15 protein-coding genes are annotated in these 17,435 nt (G+C 73.7%); 6 read left to right on the top strand and 9 right to left on the bottom strand.

From position 1 onward, the window contains the following. Positions 1-244 precede the first annotated feature (244 nt). Positions 245-2,290 carry a glycosyl hydrolase family 28-related protein gene (locus ACIRG9_RS15530; protein ID WP_402855488.1) on the top strand — a complete coding sequence of 682 codons (2,046 nt, stop codon included), beginning with the start codon at positions 245-247 and terminating at the stop codon, positions 2,288-2,290. Positions 2,291-2,296: 6 nt separating this feature from the next. On the opposite strand, the gene ACIRG9_RS15535 is transcribed toward ACIRG9_RS15530, so the two are convergent. The 9 genes from ACIRG9_RS15535 to ACIRG9_RS15575 all read right to left on the bottom strand — a co-directional run bounded on the left by ACIRG9_RS15535 (position 2,297) and on the right by ACIRG9_RS15575 (position 10,422). After that, the gene (locus ACIRG9_RS15535) at positions 2,297-2,707 is read right to left on the bottom strand and encodes a hypothetical protein (RefSeq protein ID WP_402855491.1); all 411 of its coding nucleotides are present in this window, start codon (positions 2,705-2,707) and stop codon (positions 2,297-2,299) included. Positions 2,708-2,909: 202 nt separating this feature from the next. Further along, the gene (locus ACIRG9_RS15540) at positions 2,910-3,542 is read right to left on the bottom strand and encodes a bifunctional 4-hydroxy-2-oxoglutarate aldolase/2-dehydro-3-deoxy-phosphogluconate aldolase (protein ID WP_402855493.1); all 633 of its coding nucleotides are present in this window, start codon (positions 3,540-3,542) and stop codon (positions 2,910-2,912) included. Continuing rightward, complete coding sequence (locus ACIRG9_RS15545; RefSeq protein ID WP_402855495.1) at positions 3,539-4,528, bottom strand: sugar kinase; 990 nt, start codon at positions 4,526-4,528, stop codon at positions 3,539-3,541. The genes ACIRG9_RS15540 and ACIRG9_RS15545 overlap by 4 nt, the downstream gene beginning before the upstream one ends. Next, the gene (locus tag ACIRG9_RS15550) at positions 4,525-5,418 is read right to left on the bottom strand and encodes a PmoA family protein (protein ID WP_402855498.1); all 894 of its coding nucleotides are present in this window, start codon (positions 5,416-5,418) and stop codon (positions 4,525-4,527) included. Before ACIRG9_RS15550 ends, ACIRG9_RS15545 begins: the two co-directional genes overlap by 4 nt. Beyond that, positions 5,415-6,065, bottom strand: a complete 651-nt coding sequence (locus tag ACIRG9_RS15555) for a hypothetical protein (RefSeq protein ID WP_402855499.1) — start codon at positions 6,063-6,065, stop codon at positions 5,415-5,417. Before ACIRG9_RS15555 ends, ACIRG9_RS15550 begins: the two co-directional genes overlap by 4 nt. Next, complete coding sequence (locus tag ACIRG9_RS15560) at positions 6,062-6,928, bottom strand: carbohydrate ABC transporter permease (RefSeq protein WP_402855501.1); 867 nt, start codon at positions 6,926-6,928, stop codon at positions 6,062-6,064. Before ACIRG9_RS15560 ends, ACIRG9_RS15555 begins: the two co-directional genes overlap by 4 nt. Further along, a complete protein-coding gene (locus ACIRG9_RS15565) occupies positions 6,925-7,905 on the bottom strand; it encodes a carbohydrate ABC transporter permease (protein ID WP_402855504.1) in 981 nt (326 codons plus the stop codon). The genes ACIRG9_RS15560 and ACIRG9_RS15565 overlap by 4 nt, the downstream gene beginning before the upstream one ends. Positions 7,906-7,934: 29 nt before the next feature. Further along, positions 7,935-9,278 carry an ABC transporter substrate-binding protein gene (locus ACIRG9_RS15570; RefSeq protein ID WP_402855507.1) on the bottom strand — a complete coding sequence of 448 codons (1,344 nt, stop codon included), beginning with the start codon at positions 9,276-9,278 and terminating at the stop codon, positions 7,935-7,937. 97 nt (positions 9,279-9,375) lie between these two features. Beyond that, complete coding sequence (locus ACIRG9_RS15575; protein ID WP_402855510.1) at positions 9,376-10,422, bottom strand: LacI family DNA-binding transcriptional regulator; 1,047 nt, start codon at positions 10,420-10,422, stop codon at positions 9,376-9,378. Positions 10,423-10,660: 238 nt separating this feature from the next. Between ACIRG9_RS15575 and ACIRG9_RS15580 the strand changes: the two genes are divergently transcribed. Genes ACIRG9_RS15580 through ACIRG9_RS15600 form a run of 5 tightly spaced genes read left to right on the top strand, consistent with a single transcriptional unit; the run spans position 10,661 to position 17,412 of the window. Next, complete coding sequence (locus ACIRG9_RS15580) at positions 10,661-11,989, top strand: Gfo/Idh/MocA family protein (RefSeq protein ID WP_402855513.1); 1,329 nt, start codon at positions 10,661-10,663, stop codon at positions 11,987-11,989. A 17-nt stretch (positions 11,990-12,006) separates the two neighbouring features. Then, positions 12,007-13,437, top strand: a complete 1,431-nt coding sequence (gene uxaC / locus ACIRG9_RS15585; protein ID WP_402855515.1) for a glucuronate isomerase — start codon at positions 12,007-12,009, stop codon at positions 13,435-13,437. Further along, complete coding sequence (locus ACIRG9_RS15590; protein WP_402855518.1) at positions 13,434-14,735, top strand: enolase C-terminal domain-like protein; 1,302 nt, start codon at positions 13,434-13,436, stop codon at positions 14,733-14,735. Before uxaC ends, ACIRG9_RS15590 begins: the two co-directional genes overlap by 4 nt. A 2-nt stretch (positions 14,736-14,737) precedes the next feature. Continuing rightward, the gene (locus tag ACIRG9_RS15595) at positions 14,738-16,216 is read left to right on the top strand and encodes a mannitol dehydrogenase family protein (RefSeq protein WP_402855521.1); all 1,479 of its coding nucleotides are present in this window, start codon (positions 14,738-14,740) and stop codon (positions 16,214-16,216) included. Further along, positions 16,213-17,412 (top strand): Gfo/Idh/MocA family protein, encoded by a 1,200-nt coding sequence (locus ACIRG9_RS15600; RefSeq protein WP_402855523.1) that lies wholly within the window; start codon positions 16,213-16,215, stop codon positions 17,410-17,412. Before ACIRG9_RS15595 ends, ACIRG9_RS15600 begins: the two co-directional genes overlap by 4 nt. The last annotated feature ends 23 nt before the right edge of the window (positions 17,413-17,435 follow it).

Raw genomic sequence — 17,435 nt, forward strand, 5'->3', positions numbered from 1 at the left:
CAGCTGCTCGGCCACGGCAAGGTCCGACAGCTGCGCGAGTCGCCGCCACCGCCCCGGCGCGGGTGCGGGCGGCCGATTTGCCACTGCAAAATTCGGACGGAGGATCGCTTGAAAGCAGACAAGTGACGGGAATAACATGAGGCACCCCCGGAAGCCGGGTGCGGCGTACGGGGGTCTGCGGCGGGCGCGTCCGGCCACGCCGGCATCACCACCGTCTCCCCGTCCCCAGAGAGTGGGTAGCCCGATGCAGCGGAGCGTGGACAACGGCGCGACAGACCCCCGCCCGCACGTGCCGGTCGCCAGGATCATCGCGGCGGTCGCCGCCGTCGCCCTCGCCGTACCCGGCGGAAGCGCCGCCGTGGCGGCGGGTCGCACCGCCCCCGCCGGCCCGGCCCCGGTGGTCACCCGGGCCGGTCTCGACCCGGTGCTGGTCGCCGGGCGCGGCGCGCGGGTCGACTTCGTCGAGCAGGAGGCGGAGAACGCCCGCACCACCGGCACGGTCATCGGCCCGGACCGGGCCGCCTACACCCTCGCCGGCGAGGCCTCCGGTCGCCGGGCGGTCCGACTCACCCCCGGCCAGTACGTCGAGTTCACCCTCCCGGCGGCGACCAACGCCATCACCGTCCGCTACAGCATTCCGGACTCCCCCACCGGCGGTGGCACCACCGCGCCCCTGGCCGTCACCGTCGGCCACGGCCCGGCCCGCACCATGACCCTCACCTCCCGCTACGCCTGGCTCTACAACCAGTACCCGTTCTCCAACGACCCGGCCGCCGGCCTGCTGCACCCCGACTGGTGGATCACCGAGTGTTCCTGCGTGCCGGCCGACACCACCCCGCCGCCGACCGTCGCCAAGCCCTTCCGGCCACACCACTTCTATGACGAGCAGCGCCTGCTGCTGGGCCACACGTACCGGGCCGGCGAGGTGATCCGGCTGACCGCCCCGGTCCGCGGCGGTGCCGCGTGGACGGTCATCGACCTGCTGGACGCGCACCTCGTGGCCCCACCCCGGAAGGTCCCGGGCGCGCTGAACGTGCTGGCCTTCGGCGCCGACCCGACCGGGCGGCGGGAATCCGCCGACGCGTTCGACCGGGCCGTGGCTTACGCCCGTCGGGCGCACCGCACGCTCTACCTGCCGTCCGGCACGTACCAGGTGAACCGGCACGTCATCGTGGACGACGTGACCATCGCCGGCGCCGGCAGCTGGTACACCGTCGTCAGGGGACGCGAGATCGCCCTGGACACCCCCGCCCCGGACGGCTCGGTGCACACCGGCGTCGGCTTCTACGGCCGGGACGCGGCGGACGGCGGCAGCAGTAACGTCCACCTCTCCGGCTTCGCCGTCGAGGGTGACGTCCGCGAGCGCATCGACACCGACCAGGTCAATGCCATCGGCGGGGCGCTGAACCACTCCACCATCGACGGGCTCTACCTGCACCACACGAAGGTCGGGATGTGGTTCGACGGGCCGATGACCGACCTGCGGGTCACCGACACCGTCATCGCCGACCAGATCGCCGACGGGGTCAACTTCCACACCGGCGTCACCCACTCCTCCGTCTCGCACACCTTCGTCCGCAACACGGGTGACGACGGCCTGGCCATGTGGTCGGAGCGGAGCGGCAATGCGCACAACACCTTCGACCACAACACCGTGCAGTCGCCGGTCCTGGCCAACGGCATCGCCCTGTACGGCGGCACCGACAACACGATCTCGCACAACCTGGTCGCCGACCCGGTACGCGAGGGCAGCGCGATCCAGGTCGGCTCCCGGTTCGGCGCCGAGCCGTTCACCGGGCACCTGTGGATCACCGACAACACCACGGTCCGCGCCGGCAGCTACGAGCTGAACTGGAACATCGGCCTCGGCGCGATCTGGTTCTACGCGCTGGACCGCAGCATCGACGCCGACATCCAGGTGGTCGGCGACGCCTTCCTCGACAGCACCTACAACGCGATCATGCTGGTCAGCGACTGGCCGGTGAAGGACGCGGTCACGATCAGCAACGTGCACTTCCGCGACATCCGGGTCGACGGGACGGGCACCTCGGTGGTGAGCGCCCGGACCGCCGGCTCCGCGTCCTTCGCCAACGTCGACGCGCGCCACGTCGGAGCCGTCGGGGTCAACAACTGCGGATCGTTCCACTTCACCCCGGCCGGCTCGGAGTTCACCCTCACCGACCTCGGCGGCAACGACGACGGGTGGCTCGCGCCCTGGCAGCTGCCCAACACCATCACCTGCGACGACCGTCCACCGGTGGTGCCGCCGCCGGCGCCCACACCGTGGTGAGCAGGGTCAGGCCCCCGGCAGCCCCTGGTGGTTGAGGTAGAGCAGGACGCGGAACCGTCCGCCGTCGTCGTGCAGCAGATAGGACGACGCGAGGTGCACCGGCGCGCCACCGTCGATCCGCGGGGCGTCCCACTCGGTGCGGGCCAGGACGTACCGGTCGTCGAGGCGGTGGCAGGTGACGCCGGTCAGCGCCGCAGGGCCGAGGCCGGCGTCGGCGAACATCCGCTCCCGGCGGGGCAGGGCGGCGAGGAATGCGGCGCGGGACACCGGGCGGGCCCCGGTGTCGTCGGCCAGCAGGAACGGATCGGCGAAGCAGGTGCCGACGGCGTGGGCGTCCACGCTGTCGGCGTCCGGTGACAAGCCGGCGAGGAAGCTACGGACGCGGGTGTCGAGAGCGGCGGTGGACGCCTCGGGCATGCGACTGGTCCCTTCGGGAGCCGGCCGCGCCGTGGCTGGCGCGGCATGAGGATGGGCGCTCCCGACGACGCGTGCCGCCGCCCCGGGAGCCGCCGCCAAGCTACCAGTCGCAAATGGATATAATACCATATGGACTTATTAATATCAAGTACCGTGCGGCCCTCCTCCGTCCTACCTGCGGTGCATTCCTTCGGCACCGGAGTCACTGCGTTGCCGGGACACCCCTGTCCCCGTGGGGCGCGGCGAGCGCGGCCAGACGGTCGATCTGCCGGGGGTCGGACAGCGCCGACCCGACCGCGACGACCCGCACCCCCGCGGCGAGGAAGTCCGGCGCGTTCTCCGCGTCGATCCCGCCGGTGGCCACGAAGCACGCCTCGGGCAGCGGCCCGGCGACCGCCCGGAACCAGGCCGGTCCGAGGCTGACCGCGGGAAACGCCTTCAGCCACCGCAGGCCGTGGTCGAGGGCCCGCTGCGCCTCGGTCGGGGTGGCCACCCCGGGCAGATGCGGAATGCCGTGGCCGGCCGCCGCGTCGGCGACCGCCAGGTCCAGCCCGGGTGCCACGGTGAAGGCGGCACCGGCGTCGACCGCCTGCCGGACCCGCTCCGGAGTGCGGACCGTCCCGGCACCGACCAGCCGGTCCCGGCGACGGCCCGCCGCCACCGCGGCACGCAACGCCGGCACCGCGTCCGGCGTGCGGATCGGCACCTCCACCACGCCGATGCCGAGGTCCCAGGCCCGCTCCGCGAGGCGGACCGTCTCGTCGGCGGGCAGGTCGCGCAGGATCACCATCACCCGCGCGCCGCCGAAGACCGGCCCGAAGTCGTGTTCGCTCAACGTTCGATCCCTTCCCGCAGGGAGTTCGACAGGTCCAGGGTGGCCCAGTCCGCCGCGGGCAGCGTCAGCAGGTGGGCCGTCCGCACCGGGTCGGGCGGTGGCGCGGTGTCCCCCGACGCGGCGAGCGCCGGGACCGCGGTGAGGTGCCCGAGCCGCAGACAGCCCGGCAGGTCGAGGCCGCGCAGCAGCCCGGACAGGAAGCCGGCGGCGAAGGCGTCCCCCGCCCCGACCGGCTCCACCACGACCGCCGGCAGCGCCGGCACGAACGCCGCCGCCCCGGTACGGGGCAGCGCCGTCGCCCCCACCGCACCGTCCTTCACCACGACGAGGTCCGGCCCGGGCAGCAGCCGGCGTACCTCGGGCGGGTCGACGACGCCCCACAGCGTCCGCGCCTCGTCCAGCCCGACGAGGACCACGTCGGCCCGGTCGGCGAGCTCGCGCAGCACCGGAGCCGCCCGGCGGGCCGACCAGAGTCGGGGCCGGTGGTTGACGTCGAAGCTGATCCGGGCCCCGGGCAGCGGCCGCCGGGTCAACGCGTGGTCGACCAGGCGTCGGCAGCCACGGGACAGCGCGGCGGTGATCCCCGACAGGTGCAGCAGCCGTACCTGCGCCAGCCGGGGGTCGTCGAGGGCCCGGGCGGTCAGCCGCGACGCCGCCGAGCCGGCCCGGTAGTAGTGCACCCGGGTGCCGGCCGGGCCGGGATCCTTGAGGTAGACGCCGGTGGGTGCAGCGGAGTCGACGGTGACCAGCGAGGTGTCCACACCGGCCGCCGCGACCTCCCGTACCACCCGGCGGCCGAACGGGTCGTCGCCGATCCGGCTGACCCAGGCGGCCCGGTGCCCGAGCCGGGCCAGCCCCATGGCCACGTTGGACTCCGCGCCGCCCACCCCGACGGCGAGCCGGTCGGCGTGCTCCAGCGCCGTCCCGGTCGGCGGGGCGAGCACCGCCATCGACTCGCCGACGCAGGCGACCTCCGGCCCGGTCACGTCCGCGTCGACCGGTCGAGCCGGGCCGCCACGGCGGCGCGGTCCAGGTGGCCGTCGGCGACCAGCACCCGGTGCCGGCGGCGACGCGGCCGGCCCGCGGGGACCACCGCAGGCCGGTCGAAGGCGTAGGCCACACAGACCCCCGGGTACATCGAGGTCCGCACGAACCACCGGTCGCCGGGCCCCCGCCCGGTGAAGACCAAGGTGTACGCCGCGCCACCCGGCACGGTGCCGGCCAGCGCGAGCCACGGCGCCGCACTGCCGTTGACCGTCTCCTCCCCCTCGGCCTCCGCGGTGAACACCCGGGGCTCCGCCTCGGCGACCGCGCGCCAGAAGAAGCCGCCGTAGCCAGCCCCGCCGGGGCGGCCGTTGGTGGCCGGGCTGCCCAGGTGCACGTCCCGACCGGTGGTGGAGGTGAGCGTGGTGTCCAGGTCGAGCCACCAGGCGCGGCCGTCGGCCGGGGTGGCGCCGAGCCGGCGCCGCTCGGTCAGCAGCGGGCGGCCGGCCCGGTCCCGCCAGTGCAGGTCGTGATCGAGCCGGTCGGGGGTCCGCTCCCGCCAGCCGGTGTGCGCGATCACCCCGTGGTCGTCCCGCCAGGTGTAGCCGCTGTCCCGCACGTACGTGCGGCCACCCCACAGGTTCGTGCCGTCGACGTCCTGCATGGCGAGGGAGGCGCCCAGGTGCCAGACGTGGTCGGCGGGGAGCACGTCGGTGACCGACGTGCCGGCCAGGGTCCGTACCGGGTGCAGGTACGGCCGGGGCCCGTGCCGTCGGTCCAGCTCGGGGTGGACGACGTAGCGGGCCACCTCGGTGCCGTCGACGACCAGCCTCGGGTCGTCGTCCGAACCCGGCGGGGTGGCGGGCGCGGCGGCCCGGGAGCCGCTCGTCACGGGGCCTCCGGCTGGGTGACCGGCCGGCGGGTGGCGACGGCGTGCAGGGCGGCCAGGGCGTATCCGGCGAGGATCGGCACCGCGATCGGGGTGACCAGCACCGCGAGCAGCCCGGCCAGGCAGCACACGCCGCTGGCGGCGGCCCAGGTGCCGGGCCGCGCCGGGCAGACACGCGCCACCGCCCGGGCCGCGGCCCGCCAGCCCCGGCCGCCGGTGCGGCCGACGGCGACGGCGACCAGGCCCGCGTACCCGAGGAGAGCGGCACCGACGACGGCGGTGACGGCCAGCGCGGGCCCGCCGCCGGGCACCCGGCCGGTGGCGAGGGCGACCAGGTCGGCGCCGAGCACGCCGGCCACCGCGAGCCCGACGGCGCTGACCGCCAGCCCGGCGGGGAGCGCCCGCCCGAACCGGGCGAAGGTGGTCCGGGCGTCCGGCCAACTCCCCGTCACGCTCCGCTGGTGCAGCGCGGCGCTGGCGGTGCCCACGGCCGGGGCGAGGGTGAGCACCGGCAGGGCGGCCAGGGCGAGGGCGAAGCCGAGCAGTGCCAGGTCGGTGGCCTCGCGCAGGGTGTCCCGCCAGTCCCGGCGGGCCGGCTCGCCGCTCACCGGCGCGCCGCACCGATGATTCGCTGGCTGATGCTCGCTCATCCCTTGATCCCGCTGGTGTTGATGCCCTCGACCAGGAGGCGCTGGAAGGCCAGGAAGAACAGGAACACCGGCAGCAGGGACAGCACCGACATGGCGAACATCGGCCCGACCGCGCTCTGGCTGGTGGAGTCGATGAACAGGGTCAGCGCCACCGGGACCGTGTAGTCGTCCAGCTTGGACAGGTAGACCAGCTGCCGGAAGAAGTCGTTCCAGGTCCAGATGAACGAGAAGATCGCGGTGGTGACCAGCGCGGGGCGGCTCAGCGGCAGGATCACGTGCCGGAAGATGCCGAACGAGGACGCCCCGTCGATCTTGGCGGCCTCGTCCAGTTCCCGCGGGATGCCCCGCATGAACTGCACCATGAGGAAGACGAAGAACGCCTCGGTGGCCAGGAAGTGCGGGATGAGCAGCGGCAGGTACGGCCAGTCGCCGCCGACCAGGCCGAGGCTGCGGAACAGGATGTACTGCGGCACGATCAGCACGTGCCCGGGCAGCAGCAGCGTGCCGATCATGACGGTGAACCAGACCCGGCGCAGCCGGAACCGCAGCCGGGCGAAGGCGTACGCGGCCAGCAGGCAGGAGAGCGCGTTGCCGACGACGGTGAGCAGGCTGACCAGTGCGCTGTTGAGGAAGAACCGGCCGAAGGCGACGTCGAAGTTGGCCCAGCCCTGCCGGTAGTTGCCGGGGGTGAACCGTTCGGGCAGCAGCCCGATGTTGTTGACGATCTCCTCCTGGGACTTCACCGACGTCCCGACCATCCAGACCAGCGGATAGAGCACCACCGCGACGATCGCGATCAGGACCAGCAGCCGGACGGCCTGCCGGGTGCCGGGGCGCCGCCGAACGGGGGCGAGCGTGGTCATGGCGACTCCCCATCGGAGTAGTGCACCCAGAACCGGCCGGTGCTGAAGAAGACGGCGGTGATGATGGCGACGGCGATCAGGAAGACCCAGGCCATCGCGGAGGCGTAGCCCATCTCCAGGTCGGTGAAGCCGGAGATGTAGAGCTTGAGCGTGTACATCAGGGTGGAGTCGACCGGGCCGCCGGTGCCGTTGCTCAGCACGAAGGCGGCGGTGAAGCCCTGGAAGCCGTGGATCGTCTCCAGCACCAGGTTGAAGAAGATCACCGGGGAGAGCATCGGCAGGGTGACCGCCCGGAACTTCCGCCAGGTGCCGGCGCCGTCGACCGACGCCGCCTCGTACAGCTCGGTGGGGATCTGCTTCAGCCCGGCCAGGAAGATCACCATCGGCGCGCCGAACTGCCAGATGGCCAGGACCATCAGCGTCTCCAGGGCCCAGTCCGGGTCGCTGACCCAGGGCAGGCCCTCGACGCCGAACAGCGCGAGGAAGGAGTTGAACGCCCCGTCCCGGTTGAACATGTTGACCCAGACGATGGCCAGCGCCACGCTGCCGCCGAGCAGCGACGGCAGGTAGAACAGCGCGCGGAACAGCCCGACGCCGCGCCAGGCCCGGTTGAGCAGCAGCGCCACGCCGAGCGCGGCGGCGAGCTTCAGCGGCACGGCAACCAGGGCGAAGGTCAGCGTCACCCGCACCGCGTGCCAGTACGACGGATCGGCGGTGAACATCCGTTCGTAGTTGGCCAGCCCCACCCAGTGCACCTCGGAGAGCGGGGTGAGGATGTCGTAGTCGGTGAAGCTCAGCCAGAGCGAGAGCAGCATGGGGATCGCCGTGATGCCCATCAGTCCGATGAGCCAGGGCGAGAGGAAGACGTACCCCGCCAGACCTTCGCCGTGCCGGACCCGGCCGGACCCACGCCGCTTGGGGTGGGTGCCGGCCGGGCCGGTGCGTCGGCTCCGGGCGGGCGCCGTGGTGAGTGCCACGGGCCGGCTCCTTTCCGTCGGCCGTCAGGTCAGCCGATCGCGGCCTTGCAGGCGTCGATGAACTGGGCGGCGGCCTCGGCCGGGGTGGCCCGGCCGTACTGGGCGTTCTCGGCGGCCTTGGTGAGCTCGGACCGGATCTTGCTGTGCCCCTTGATCGGCACCTGCGGCGACGAGCCGAACTTCTGCGCGAGCTCGGACTCGACCTGGATGGAGAGCTTCATCGCCGGGTCGGTGGCCGTCTCGCTGACCTTGGCCCGCAGGTCGAGGTTGGACGGCAGGCCGCGGTCGGTGCCGAGCAGGGCGACCGCCTCCGGGTCGTTGTTCATGAAGTTGATCACGTCGACCGCGACGTCCTTGTGCTTGCTGCCCTCGAACACCGACCAGTACATCGAGGCCCGAGCCCACTGCGCGCTCGGGTCGCCCGGGTACGCGATCACACCGAGCTCGTCCTTGGTGTTCTTCTTCAGGTCCGGCATCTGGTTGGCCCAGACCCAGCTGGTGGCCGCCTTGCCGGTGACCACCAGCTGCTTGGTGATGTCGGTGGCGTTGCCCTCGTGGATGACGTCCGGGGTCGGGGTGGCACCGCGGTCCCGGGCGCCCTTCCACAGCTCGAACCACTTGGTCACGTCCTCGGCGGTGAAGCCGAGTTCCTTGCCCTGGTAGAGGTCCTTGCCCTGCTGGCGCAGCCAGACCCAGAACGCCTTGTAGTCGGCGCTCGGGTCCTGGGTGCCGGGCACCTTGGTCTTCTTCGCCACCTGCTCGGCCCAGGCGATGTGCTCCTCCCAGCTCATCCCGGTGGTGGGCTCGGGCAGGCCGTTCTTCTCCAGCAGGGTCTTGTTGTAGACCAGGCCCTGGGTGTTCTCTCCCGAGGCGATGCCGGCGAGCTTGCCGTCGACCACGCCGTACTGCCACAGGCTCTCGGGGAACTTCGACAGCTCCAGCTTGCCGGAGTCCTTGTAGCTGGTCAGGTCGAGGGTGGTGCTGCGGCCGGCGTACTCGGCGAGGTAGTTGTCGTCGATCTGGAACAGGTCGGGCGGGTTGCCGCCGGCGGTCAGGGTGGCGAGCTTGTCGAAGTAGCCCTGGTTGGCCTGCCAGGTTTTCTCGAAGGTCACGTTGGGGTGTTTCCTGGTGTAGAGGGCGAGGGCGTCCTCGGTGAGCTTGGCCCGGGCCTCGCCGCCCCACCAGAAGATGGAGAGCTTGACCGGGCCGTCGGCGGCGGCCTCGTCGTCGCCGCCGCAGCCGGCCGCGCCGAGGGCCAGGGGTACGGCCAGCGCCACGGCGGCCAGGCCGCGCACGAATCGACGTCGGGTCAGGGGAGTACCGTGGTTCCGCCCGGCGGGTGTGCCGGTGGTGGGGGATGTTGCGGGGTGCATCTGCGCTCACTCCTCGGCTGTGGGAGGCGACGACGTCACCGGTGGCCGTCCACGGGCCGCCCGGGTCCGCACGGCGATGCGGGCCCGGGCCAGCACGTCAGGCACCGGGGGCGTTCCGGCCGGGCGGTGGGACGGGCCCGGTCGAGTCGCGGACGACCAGTTCGGTCTGGAGCATTACCTGTGCGGTGGTGCGACGGTCGCCGGCTGCCGCACCACGTCCCCGGGCGCCGCGGGACGCGTCGGGGTCGTGTTGCAGCAACATGTCGACGGCCGTCCGGCCGGCGGCCGCGGTCGGCGTGGCCACCGTCGTCAACTTGGGGCGGGTGAGCCGGCTCAGCGTGATGTCGTCGACGCCGATGACGCTGACGTCCTCCGGGACCCGCAGCCCGAGCGCGTCGAGCCCCTCGATCAGGCCGATCGCCATCAGGTCGTTGTAGGCGAGCACGGCGGTGACTCCGCTGCGGCGGACCTGCTCGGCCACGGTCCGGCCGCCCTCCTCGGTGGGGTGGTTGGGGCCGAGAACGGTCAGCTCCGCGCCGCCGGCCCGGGCGGCGACGCCGGCCGCCCGGCGGATCTCCCGGTTGGTCCACGAGCCGCGCGGACCGCCGAGCAGCGCGATTTGCCGGTGGCCCAGGCCGAGCAGGTGCTCCACAGCGGCCCGGGCGCCCTGCCCGACGTCCATCATCACGCAGGGCAGGCCCGCGACCAGCCGGTTGATCACCACCACCGGGACCTCCCGGCTGACCTGCTCGATCAGGCTGTTGCTCATTCGGGGGCTGCACAGCAGCACCCCGTCGACCTGCTTGGCCAGGGCGTGGACCAGTTCCTCCTCGGCGGAGGCGTCCTCACTGGTGTCGGCGACGAAGACGTGGTAGTCGCGGTACCTGGCCTGCCCCTCGGCCGCCTTGATCAGGGGCGGGAAGAACGGGTTGGCGATGTCGGCCACGATCAGCCCGATGTTGTGCGTACGCCCGGTGATGAGGGCCCGTGCGGCCCGGTTGGGCCGGTAGCCGAGGTCCTCCGCGCAGGCCAGCACGCGGACCCGGGTCTCCGGGTTGACCAGGTGCGGCGCCGAGAACGCCCGGGAGACGGTGGAGATGTGCACCCCCGAGGCGCGGGCGACGTCCCGGATGGTGGCTGGCACGGCGGGCTCCCTCGTCGGTGTGGCGGCGGTCACGTAGGTGCGGCCAATTAATGCAAACGGTTGCTCCAGTGTCAACGGCCGATTGTTACGGCTGGAGTACAGAGCCGCTTCCGGCGCACCCTTCAATCCCCCTAAACCAGCGTGAATACGACGGCTTTGATTGCCGCCGTTGACGGAGTCTTCACCGGCGTGGTTTCGTCGCTGCAAACCTTTGCAGCGACGCCGGGGAGGCCGACAGATGTCACCACCCGCCCGGGAACGGGTCCGTCACGCCCTGGTCGGGGCCGGAGCGCGGGCCGAGATGTTCGTCCGCGCCCTCGCCCTCGACCACGCCGACACCGCCGAACTGGTCGCCCTCGCGGACGTCAACCAGGCCCGGATGGACGCGCACAACCGGTGGCTGGTCGAGCTGGGCCACCCGCCGGTGCCCACGTACCGGGCCGCGGACTTCGCCGCGATGCTGGCCAAGGAGCGGGTGGACGTGGTGCTGGTGACCAGCGTGGACGTCACCCACGACGAGTACGTGGTGGCCGCCCTGCGGGCCGGCTGCGACGTGGTCGCCGAGAAGCCCATGACCGTCGACGCGCCGCGCTGCCGGCGGATCCTCGACGCGGTGGCCGAGACCGGCCGGCGGGTCACCGTCGCCTTCAACTACCGCTACAACCCGCTACACGAACTCCTCCGGCGGATGCTCGCCGACGGGGCGGTCGGCGAGATCGGTTCGGTGCACTTCGAGTGGCTGCTCGACGTGCGCCACGGCGCCGACTACTTCCGCCGTTGGCACCGCGACAAGGCCACCTCCGGCGGGCTGCTGGTACACAAGGCCAGCCACCACTTCGACCTGGTCAACTGGTGGCTGGACGCCCGCCCGGTCGAGGTGCACGCGGCCGGCCGGCTGTTCTTCTACGGCGACACCGGCCGCCGGCACGGCTACGCCCGCGACTACGAGCGGGCGCACCGCTCCCCCGCCGCCGAGGACGATCCGTTCGCCCTGCGGCTGGCCGAGCACCCCCGGCTGCGCGAGCTCTACCTCGACGCCGAGTCCGAGGACGGCTACCACCGCGACCGCAACGTGTTCGCCCCCGGGGTGACGATCGAGGACGACCTCGCCGTGCTGGCCCGCTACTCCTCCGGCGCGACCATGACCTACCACCTGACCGCGTACGCGCCGTGGGAGGGCTACCGGGTCATGATCAACGGCAGCCAGGGTCGCCTCGAGCTGGAGGTCACCGAGAGCGACCACGTCAGCCCGGCCGGCGCCGGGGCGCTCAAGGGCGCCGCGCTGCACGGCGACGAGGCCGCGGTGGAGCGCGGCGAGGCCCGGCTCACCCTGCGGCCGTTCTGGGCGCCGCCGGTGCCGATCCCGGTGGAGGGCTGGACGAGGCAGGGGCACGGCGGCGCGGACGCCCGGATGACCCGGGTGCTGCTGGGCGGCCAGCCCGACCCGCTCGACCGGGCCGCCACCGCGTACGACGGGGCGCTCGCGCTGCTCACCGGCCTGGCCGCCAACCGCTCGCTGGACACCGGCGCGCCCGTACGCGTCGCCGACCTGCTCACCCTGCCCTGACCGAGGAGTCCACCCCCGTGCCGATCGTTTCCCGCAGCGATTTGCTCCTGCCCGCCGAGCCCGGCCAGCGCGCCCTCGCACGCGAGCTGTACGCCCTGGCGGCCGAGCAACCGATCATCTCCCCGCACGGGCACGTCGACCCCGCCCTGCTGGCCGAGGACCGCCCGTTCCCCGACCCGGCCCGGCTGCTCGTCGTGCCCGACCACTACCTCACCCGGATGCTGCTCAGCCAGGGTGTGCCGCCCGCCGACCTCGGCGTGCCCACCATCGACGGCAGCCCGGCCGAGACCGACGGGCGGACCATCTGGCGGCGCTTCGCCGCGCACTGGCACCTGTTCCGGGGCACCCCGTCCCGGCTCTGGCTGGAGCAGACCTTCCGCACGGTGTTCGGGGTGGACACCGCGCTCTCCCCGGCCACCGCCGACGCGATCTACGACGAGCTGGCCGCCCGCCTCGCCGAACCGGAGTTCCGGCCCCGGGCGCTGTTCGAGCGGTTCGGCATCGAGGTGCTCGCCACCACCGAGTCCCCGCTGGACGACCTCGCCCAGCACGCCAAGCTCGCCGCCGACGGCTGGGGCGGGCCCGGCGGGCGGGTGGTCACCACGTTCCGCCCGGACGACGTGGTGGACATGGAGTTCGACAACTGGTCGGCCAACGTGGACCGGCTCGCCGAGGTCTCCGGCGAGGACACCGGCACGTACGCCGGCTACCTGGCCGCCCTGCGGCAACGCCGGGCGGCGTTCGTCGCGGCCGGCGCCACCTCCTCCGACCACGGGCACCCGACCGCCCGTACCCTGGCGCTGAGCCAGGCCGAGGCGGCGGCGCTCTACGACAGGGGCCGGCGCGGCCTGGCCGACGCCGCCGACGCCGAGGCGTTCCGGGCGCACATGCTGCTGGAGTTCGCCCGGATGTCCCTCGACGACGGCCTGGTGCTGCAGCTGCACCCGGGCGCGGTGCGCAACCACAACCGCAGGCTGTACGCCCGGCACGGCCGCGACGTCGGCGGCGACGTGCCACAGGCCACCGAGTACGTGCACGGGCTCGCCCCGCTGCTCGACGCGTACGGCAACGACCCGCGGCTGCGAGTGGTGCTCTACACCCTGGACGAGGACACCTTCACCCGGGAACTCGCCCCGCTCGCCGGCGGGTACGCGGCGCTGTATCTCGGCGCCCCCTGGTGGTTCCTGGACTCGCCGGAGGTGCTGCGCCGGTTCCGGGAGACGGTGACCGAGAGCGCCGGCTTCTACAACACCGCCGGGTTCGTCGACGACACCCGCGCGTTCTGTTCCATCCCGGTGCGTCACGACGTGGCCCGCCGGATCGACGCCGGCTTCCTGGCCCGGCTGGTCGCCGAGCACCGGCTGCCCGCCGACGAGGCCGCCGAGACCATCGTCGACCTGGCGTACCGGCTGCCGAAGCGAGTCTTCAAGTTCGGGGGAAACGCATGACCACCATCACCGACGTCACCGTGCACGACGTGCGGTTCCCCACCGCCGCCACCGGCGACGGCTCGGACGCGATCAACCGCGGCGACTACTCGGCCACGTACGTCGAGCTGGTGACCGACGAGGGGCCGATCGGGGCCGGGTTCACCTTCACCAACGGCCGGGGCAACGAGATCACCTGCGCGGCCGTGCACGCCCTGGCCCATCACGTACGCGGCCGGACGGTCGCGGAGATCGCCGCCGAGCCGGTGGCGTTCTGGCGGTCGCTCACCGCCGACGTGCAGCTGCGCTGGCTCGGCCCGGAGAAGGGGGTCATCCACATGGCCGCCGGGGCGCTGGTCAACGCGGTCTGGGACCTGCGTGCCAAGCTGGCCGGCAAGCCCATGTGGCGGTACCTCGCCGAGCTGCCCACCGACGAGCTGGTGGCCAGCGTCGACTTCCGCCACATCAGCGACGCGCTCACCCCCGACGAGGCGGCGGCCATCCTCGACAAGGGATTGGTCGGATGGGACGACCGGCTCGCGGAGCTCGAGCAGACGGGTCTGCCTTCGTACACCACCTCGGTCGGCTGGCTCGGCTACCCGGACGACAAGGTGCGGACGCTGACCCGCGCGGCGTACGACCAGGGGTGGCGGGCGATGAAGATGAAGGTGGGCGGCCCGCTCGACGACGACCTGCGCCGGGCCCGGATCATCCGGGCCGAGATCGGCCCGGACGCGCTGCTGATGATGGACGCCAACCAGGTGTGGGACGTCGACGAGGCGATCACCGCGATGACCGCGCTGGCCGAGGTCGACCCGTACTGGATCGAGGAGCCCACGCACGCCGACGACGTGCTCGGTCACGCCCGGATCGCGCGGGCGGTCACCGACCTGACCGACGGCCGGTGCCGGGTCGCCACCGGCGAGGTCGCCGCCAACCGGGTGATCTTCAAGCAGCTTCTGCAGGCCGAGGCGGTCGGTGTCATGCAGGTCGACGCCTGCCGGGTCGGCGGGGTCGACGAGGTCCTCGCCGAGCTGCTGCTGGCCGCCAAGTTCGGGGTGCCGGTCTGCCCGCACGCGGGCGGCGTCGGACTCTGCGAGTACGTCCAGCACCTGGCGGCCTTCGACTTCCTCCGGGTCGGCACCAGTCTCGACGGCCGGATGGTCGAGTACGTCGACCACCTGCACGAGCACTTCGTCGACCCGGTGCGCACCCGGGGCGGGCGCTACCTGCTGCCCACCGCGCCCGGTTACAGCAGCACCATGCGGCCGGAGTCGATCGCGCGGTTCCGCTTCCCGGACGGCCCGGCATGGCGGTGAGCATGGACACCGACCGACTCGGCCTGGCCGCCCTGCGCCGGCTGCCCGTCGACTGCCGGCCGCTGCTGCGCCCCGGCACCGTGCCGGCCGGCATCGTCCACCTCGGGCTCGGCGCGTTCCACCGGGCCCACCAGGCGGTGCACACCGAGGCGGCGGTCGGCGCGGCCGGCGGGGACTGGGGCATCATCGGTGTCGCGCCGCGCAGCACCGACGTGGTCGAGGCCCTCGCCGCGCAGGACGCCCTGTTCAGCGTCACCACCCTCGCCGCCGACGGCGCCGCCACGCGGGTGGTCGGCGCGCTGGCCGGGGTACGGCACGCGGCCAGCGACCCGGCCGCCGTGGTGGGCCTGCTCGCCGACCCGGCGATCCGGGTGGTGACGTTGACGGTGACCGAGAAGGCGTACCAGCTCGACCCGGTCACCGGAGAGCTGCGCGCGGACCCGGACCTCGTCGCCGACCTCACCACCGACCGTCCGCCACGGACCGTGCCGGGGCTGCTGGTGCGCGGGCTGCTCGCCCGGGCCGCCGCCGACGCCGGCCCACTCGCCCTGGTCAGTTGCGACAACCTGCCCGCCAACGGGCGGCGGCTGCGCGGCCTGGTGACCCAGGCCCTCGCGCTGGCCCGGGTGCCCGACGGCCCGGCCGGCTGGATCGAGGCGCAGGTCAGCTTCCCCGGCACCATGGTGGACCGGATCGTGCCGGCCAGCACCCCGGACACGCTGACCGCCGCCCGGCGGGCGCTCGGGGTGGCCGACCTGGCCGCGGTGGCCGCCGAGCCGTACTCGCAGTGGGTGATCGAGGACGACTTCCCCGGGGGGCGGCCCGCCTGGGACCAGGCCGGGGCCGTCCTCACCGACGACGCCGGCCCGTGGGAGCGGCTGAAGCTGCGCGCCCTCAACGGCGTGCACTCGGCCACCGCCTACCTGGGTGCCCTGGCCGGCGCGGAGACCGTCACCGACGCGCTCGCCCTGCCGCACCTGGACACCGTGCTGCGCCGGTTGGTCGCCGAGGACATCGCGCCGAGTTTCACCCCGCCCCCCGGCGTCTCCGTGCCCGGTTACGGGGAGCAGGCGCTCGCCCGGTTCGCCAACCCGGCGATCCGGCACCGCACCCTGCAGATCGCCATGGACGGCTCGCAGAAGCTGCCGCAGCGGGTGCTGCACACCATCACCGACCTGCGTGCCGCCGGCCGGTCGGCCCGGTGGGGCACCCTCGTCGTCGCCGCCTGGCTGCGTTTCCTCCTCGGGTACGCCGACGACGGCCGCCCGCTGCCGCTGGACGACCCGCTCGCCGGGCGGATCCGGGCCGCCCTCGCCGCCGGACGGGACACCCCCGCCGGGGTGGTCGACGCGCTGTTCGCCCTGCGCGAGGTCTTCCCCGCCGAGCTGGCCGCCGACGACGAGGTGCGCGCCGACGTGGTCGGCTGGCTGACCGCATTGGAACAGCACGGCGTACGCGCCACCCTGGCCGGTGCCGGATGACCGCCCGGGGCGGCGACGGCGGGGTGCCCCGGGTGGTGCTGGTCGGGGCGAACGGGCACGGCCGCTGGCACCGGCGGGCGATCGCCGCGCTGCACGCCGCGGGCCGGCTGCGCCTGGCCGGTCTGGTCGACGTCCGGCCGCTGGAGGACGAGCCGGCCGCCCCGGTCCCGCCGGACGCGGCGGTCGGCACCGACCATCGGGCGATGCTCGCCGCCGTACGCCCCGACGTCGTGGTGATCTGCACCCCGCCGCACACCCACCTGCCGATCGCCCTGGACGCGCTGGGCGCCGGCGCGGACCTGCTGCTGGAGAAGCCACCGGTGCTCGACCTGGCCGAACACCGGATCCTGGCCGCCGCGGCGGCGGAGACCGGCCGGGCCGTGCAGGTCGGCTTCCAGGCGCTCGGCTCGGCGGCGCTGGCCGAACTGACCGCCGCGGTCGCCGCCGGCCGGCTCGGTCCGGTCGGCGGCATCGCCACCGTCGCCGCCTGGCAGCGCCCCGACGCCTACTACGCCCGCTCCCCCTGGGCCGGTCGACGGACCCTCGACGGCCGGCCGGTGCTCGACGGCGCCCTCGCCAACCCGCTCGCGCACGCGGTGATGCAGTGCCTCGCGGTCGCCGAGGCGGTGGCCGGGTCGCCGGTCGCACCGGACCGGATCGAGGTGGAGCGCTACCGGGTGCGGCCGATCGAGGTGGACGACACCGCCGTGCTGCGGGTGACGCCGCGGACCGGGCCACCGGTGCTGGCCGCGGTCACCCTGGCCGGCGAGGACTTCGTGGCCGGCGAGGTGGTGGTCACCGGCGCCCGGGGACGGGCGGTGCTGGAGTACCCGACCGACCGGCTGTGGCTGCCGGGCGAGCCGGAGCCGCGTCCGGTGCCCGGCCGGCGGGGGCTGCTGGAGAACCTGCTCGACCACCGTGCGGCCGGGGTGCCGCTGATCGCGCCGCTGGCGCGCACCGCGCCGTTCACCGCGGTGCTCACCGCGCTGCGGGACGCGCCCGAGCCGGCGCTGCTCGGCGGCGACCTGGTGGACGCCGTCGGCGACGCTCCGCAGCGGGTGCTGCGCGTCCGGGGCGTCAACGCGCTGCTGCGCCGGGCGGCGAAGTCCGGGGCGCTGCCGTCGGAGCTGGGGGTGCCGTGGGCGGTCCCGCCGTACCGGGTGGACGGGCTGGCCGGGGAGGTGCCGCAACGGTAGTGCAAACCCGGCCCGGCCGGGTC

Source organism: Micromonospora sp. NPDC093277 (assembly GCF_044765245.1).
Lineage (GTDB): Bacteria > Actinomycetota > Actinomycetes > Mycobacteriales > Micromonosporaceae > Micromonospora.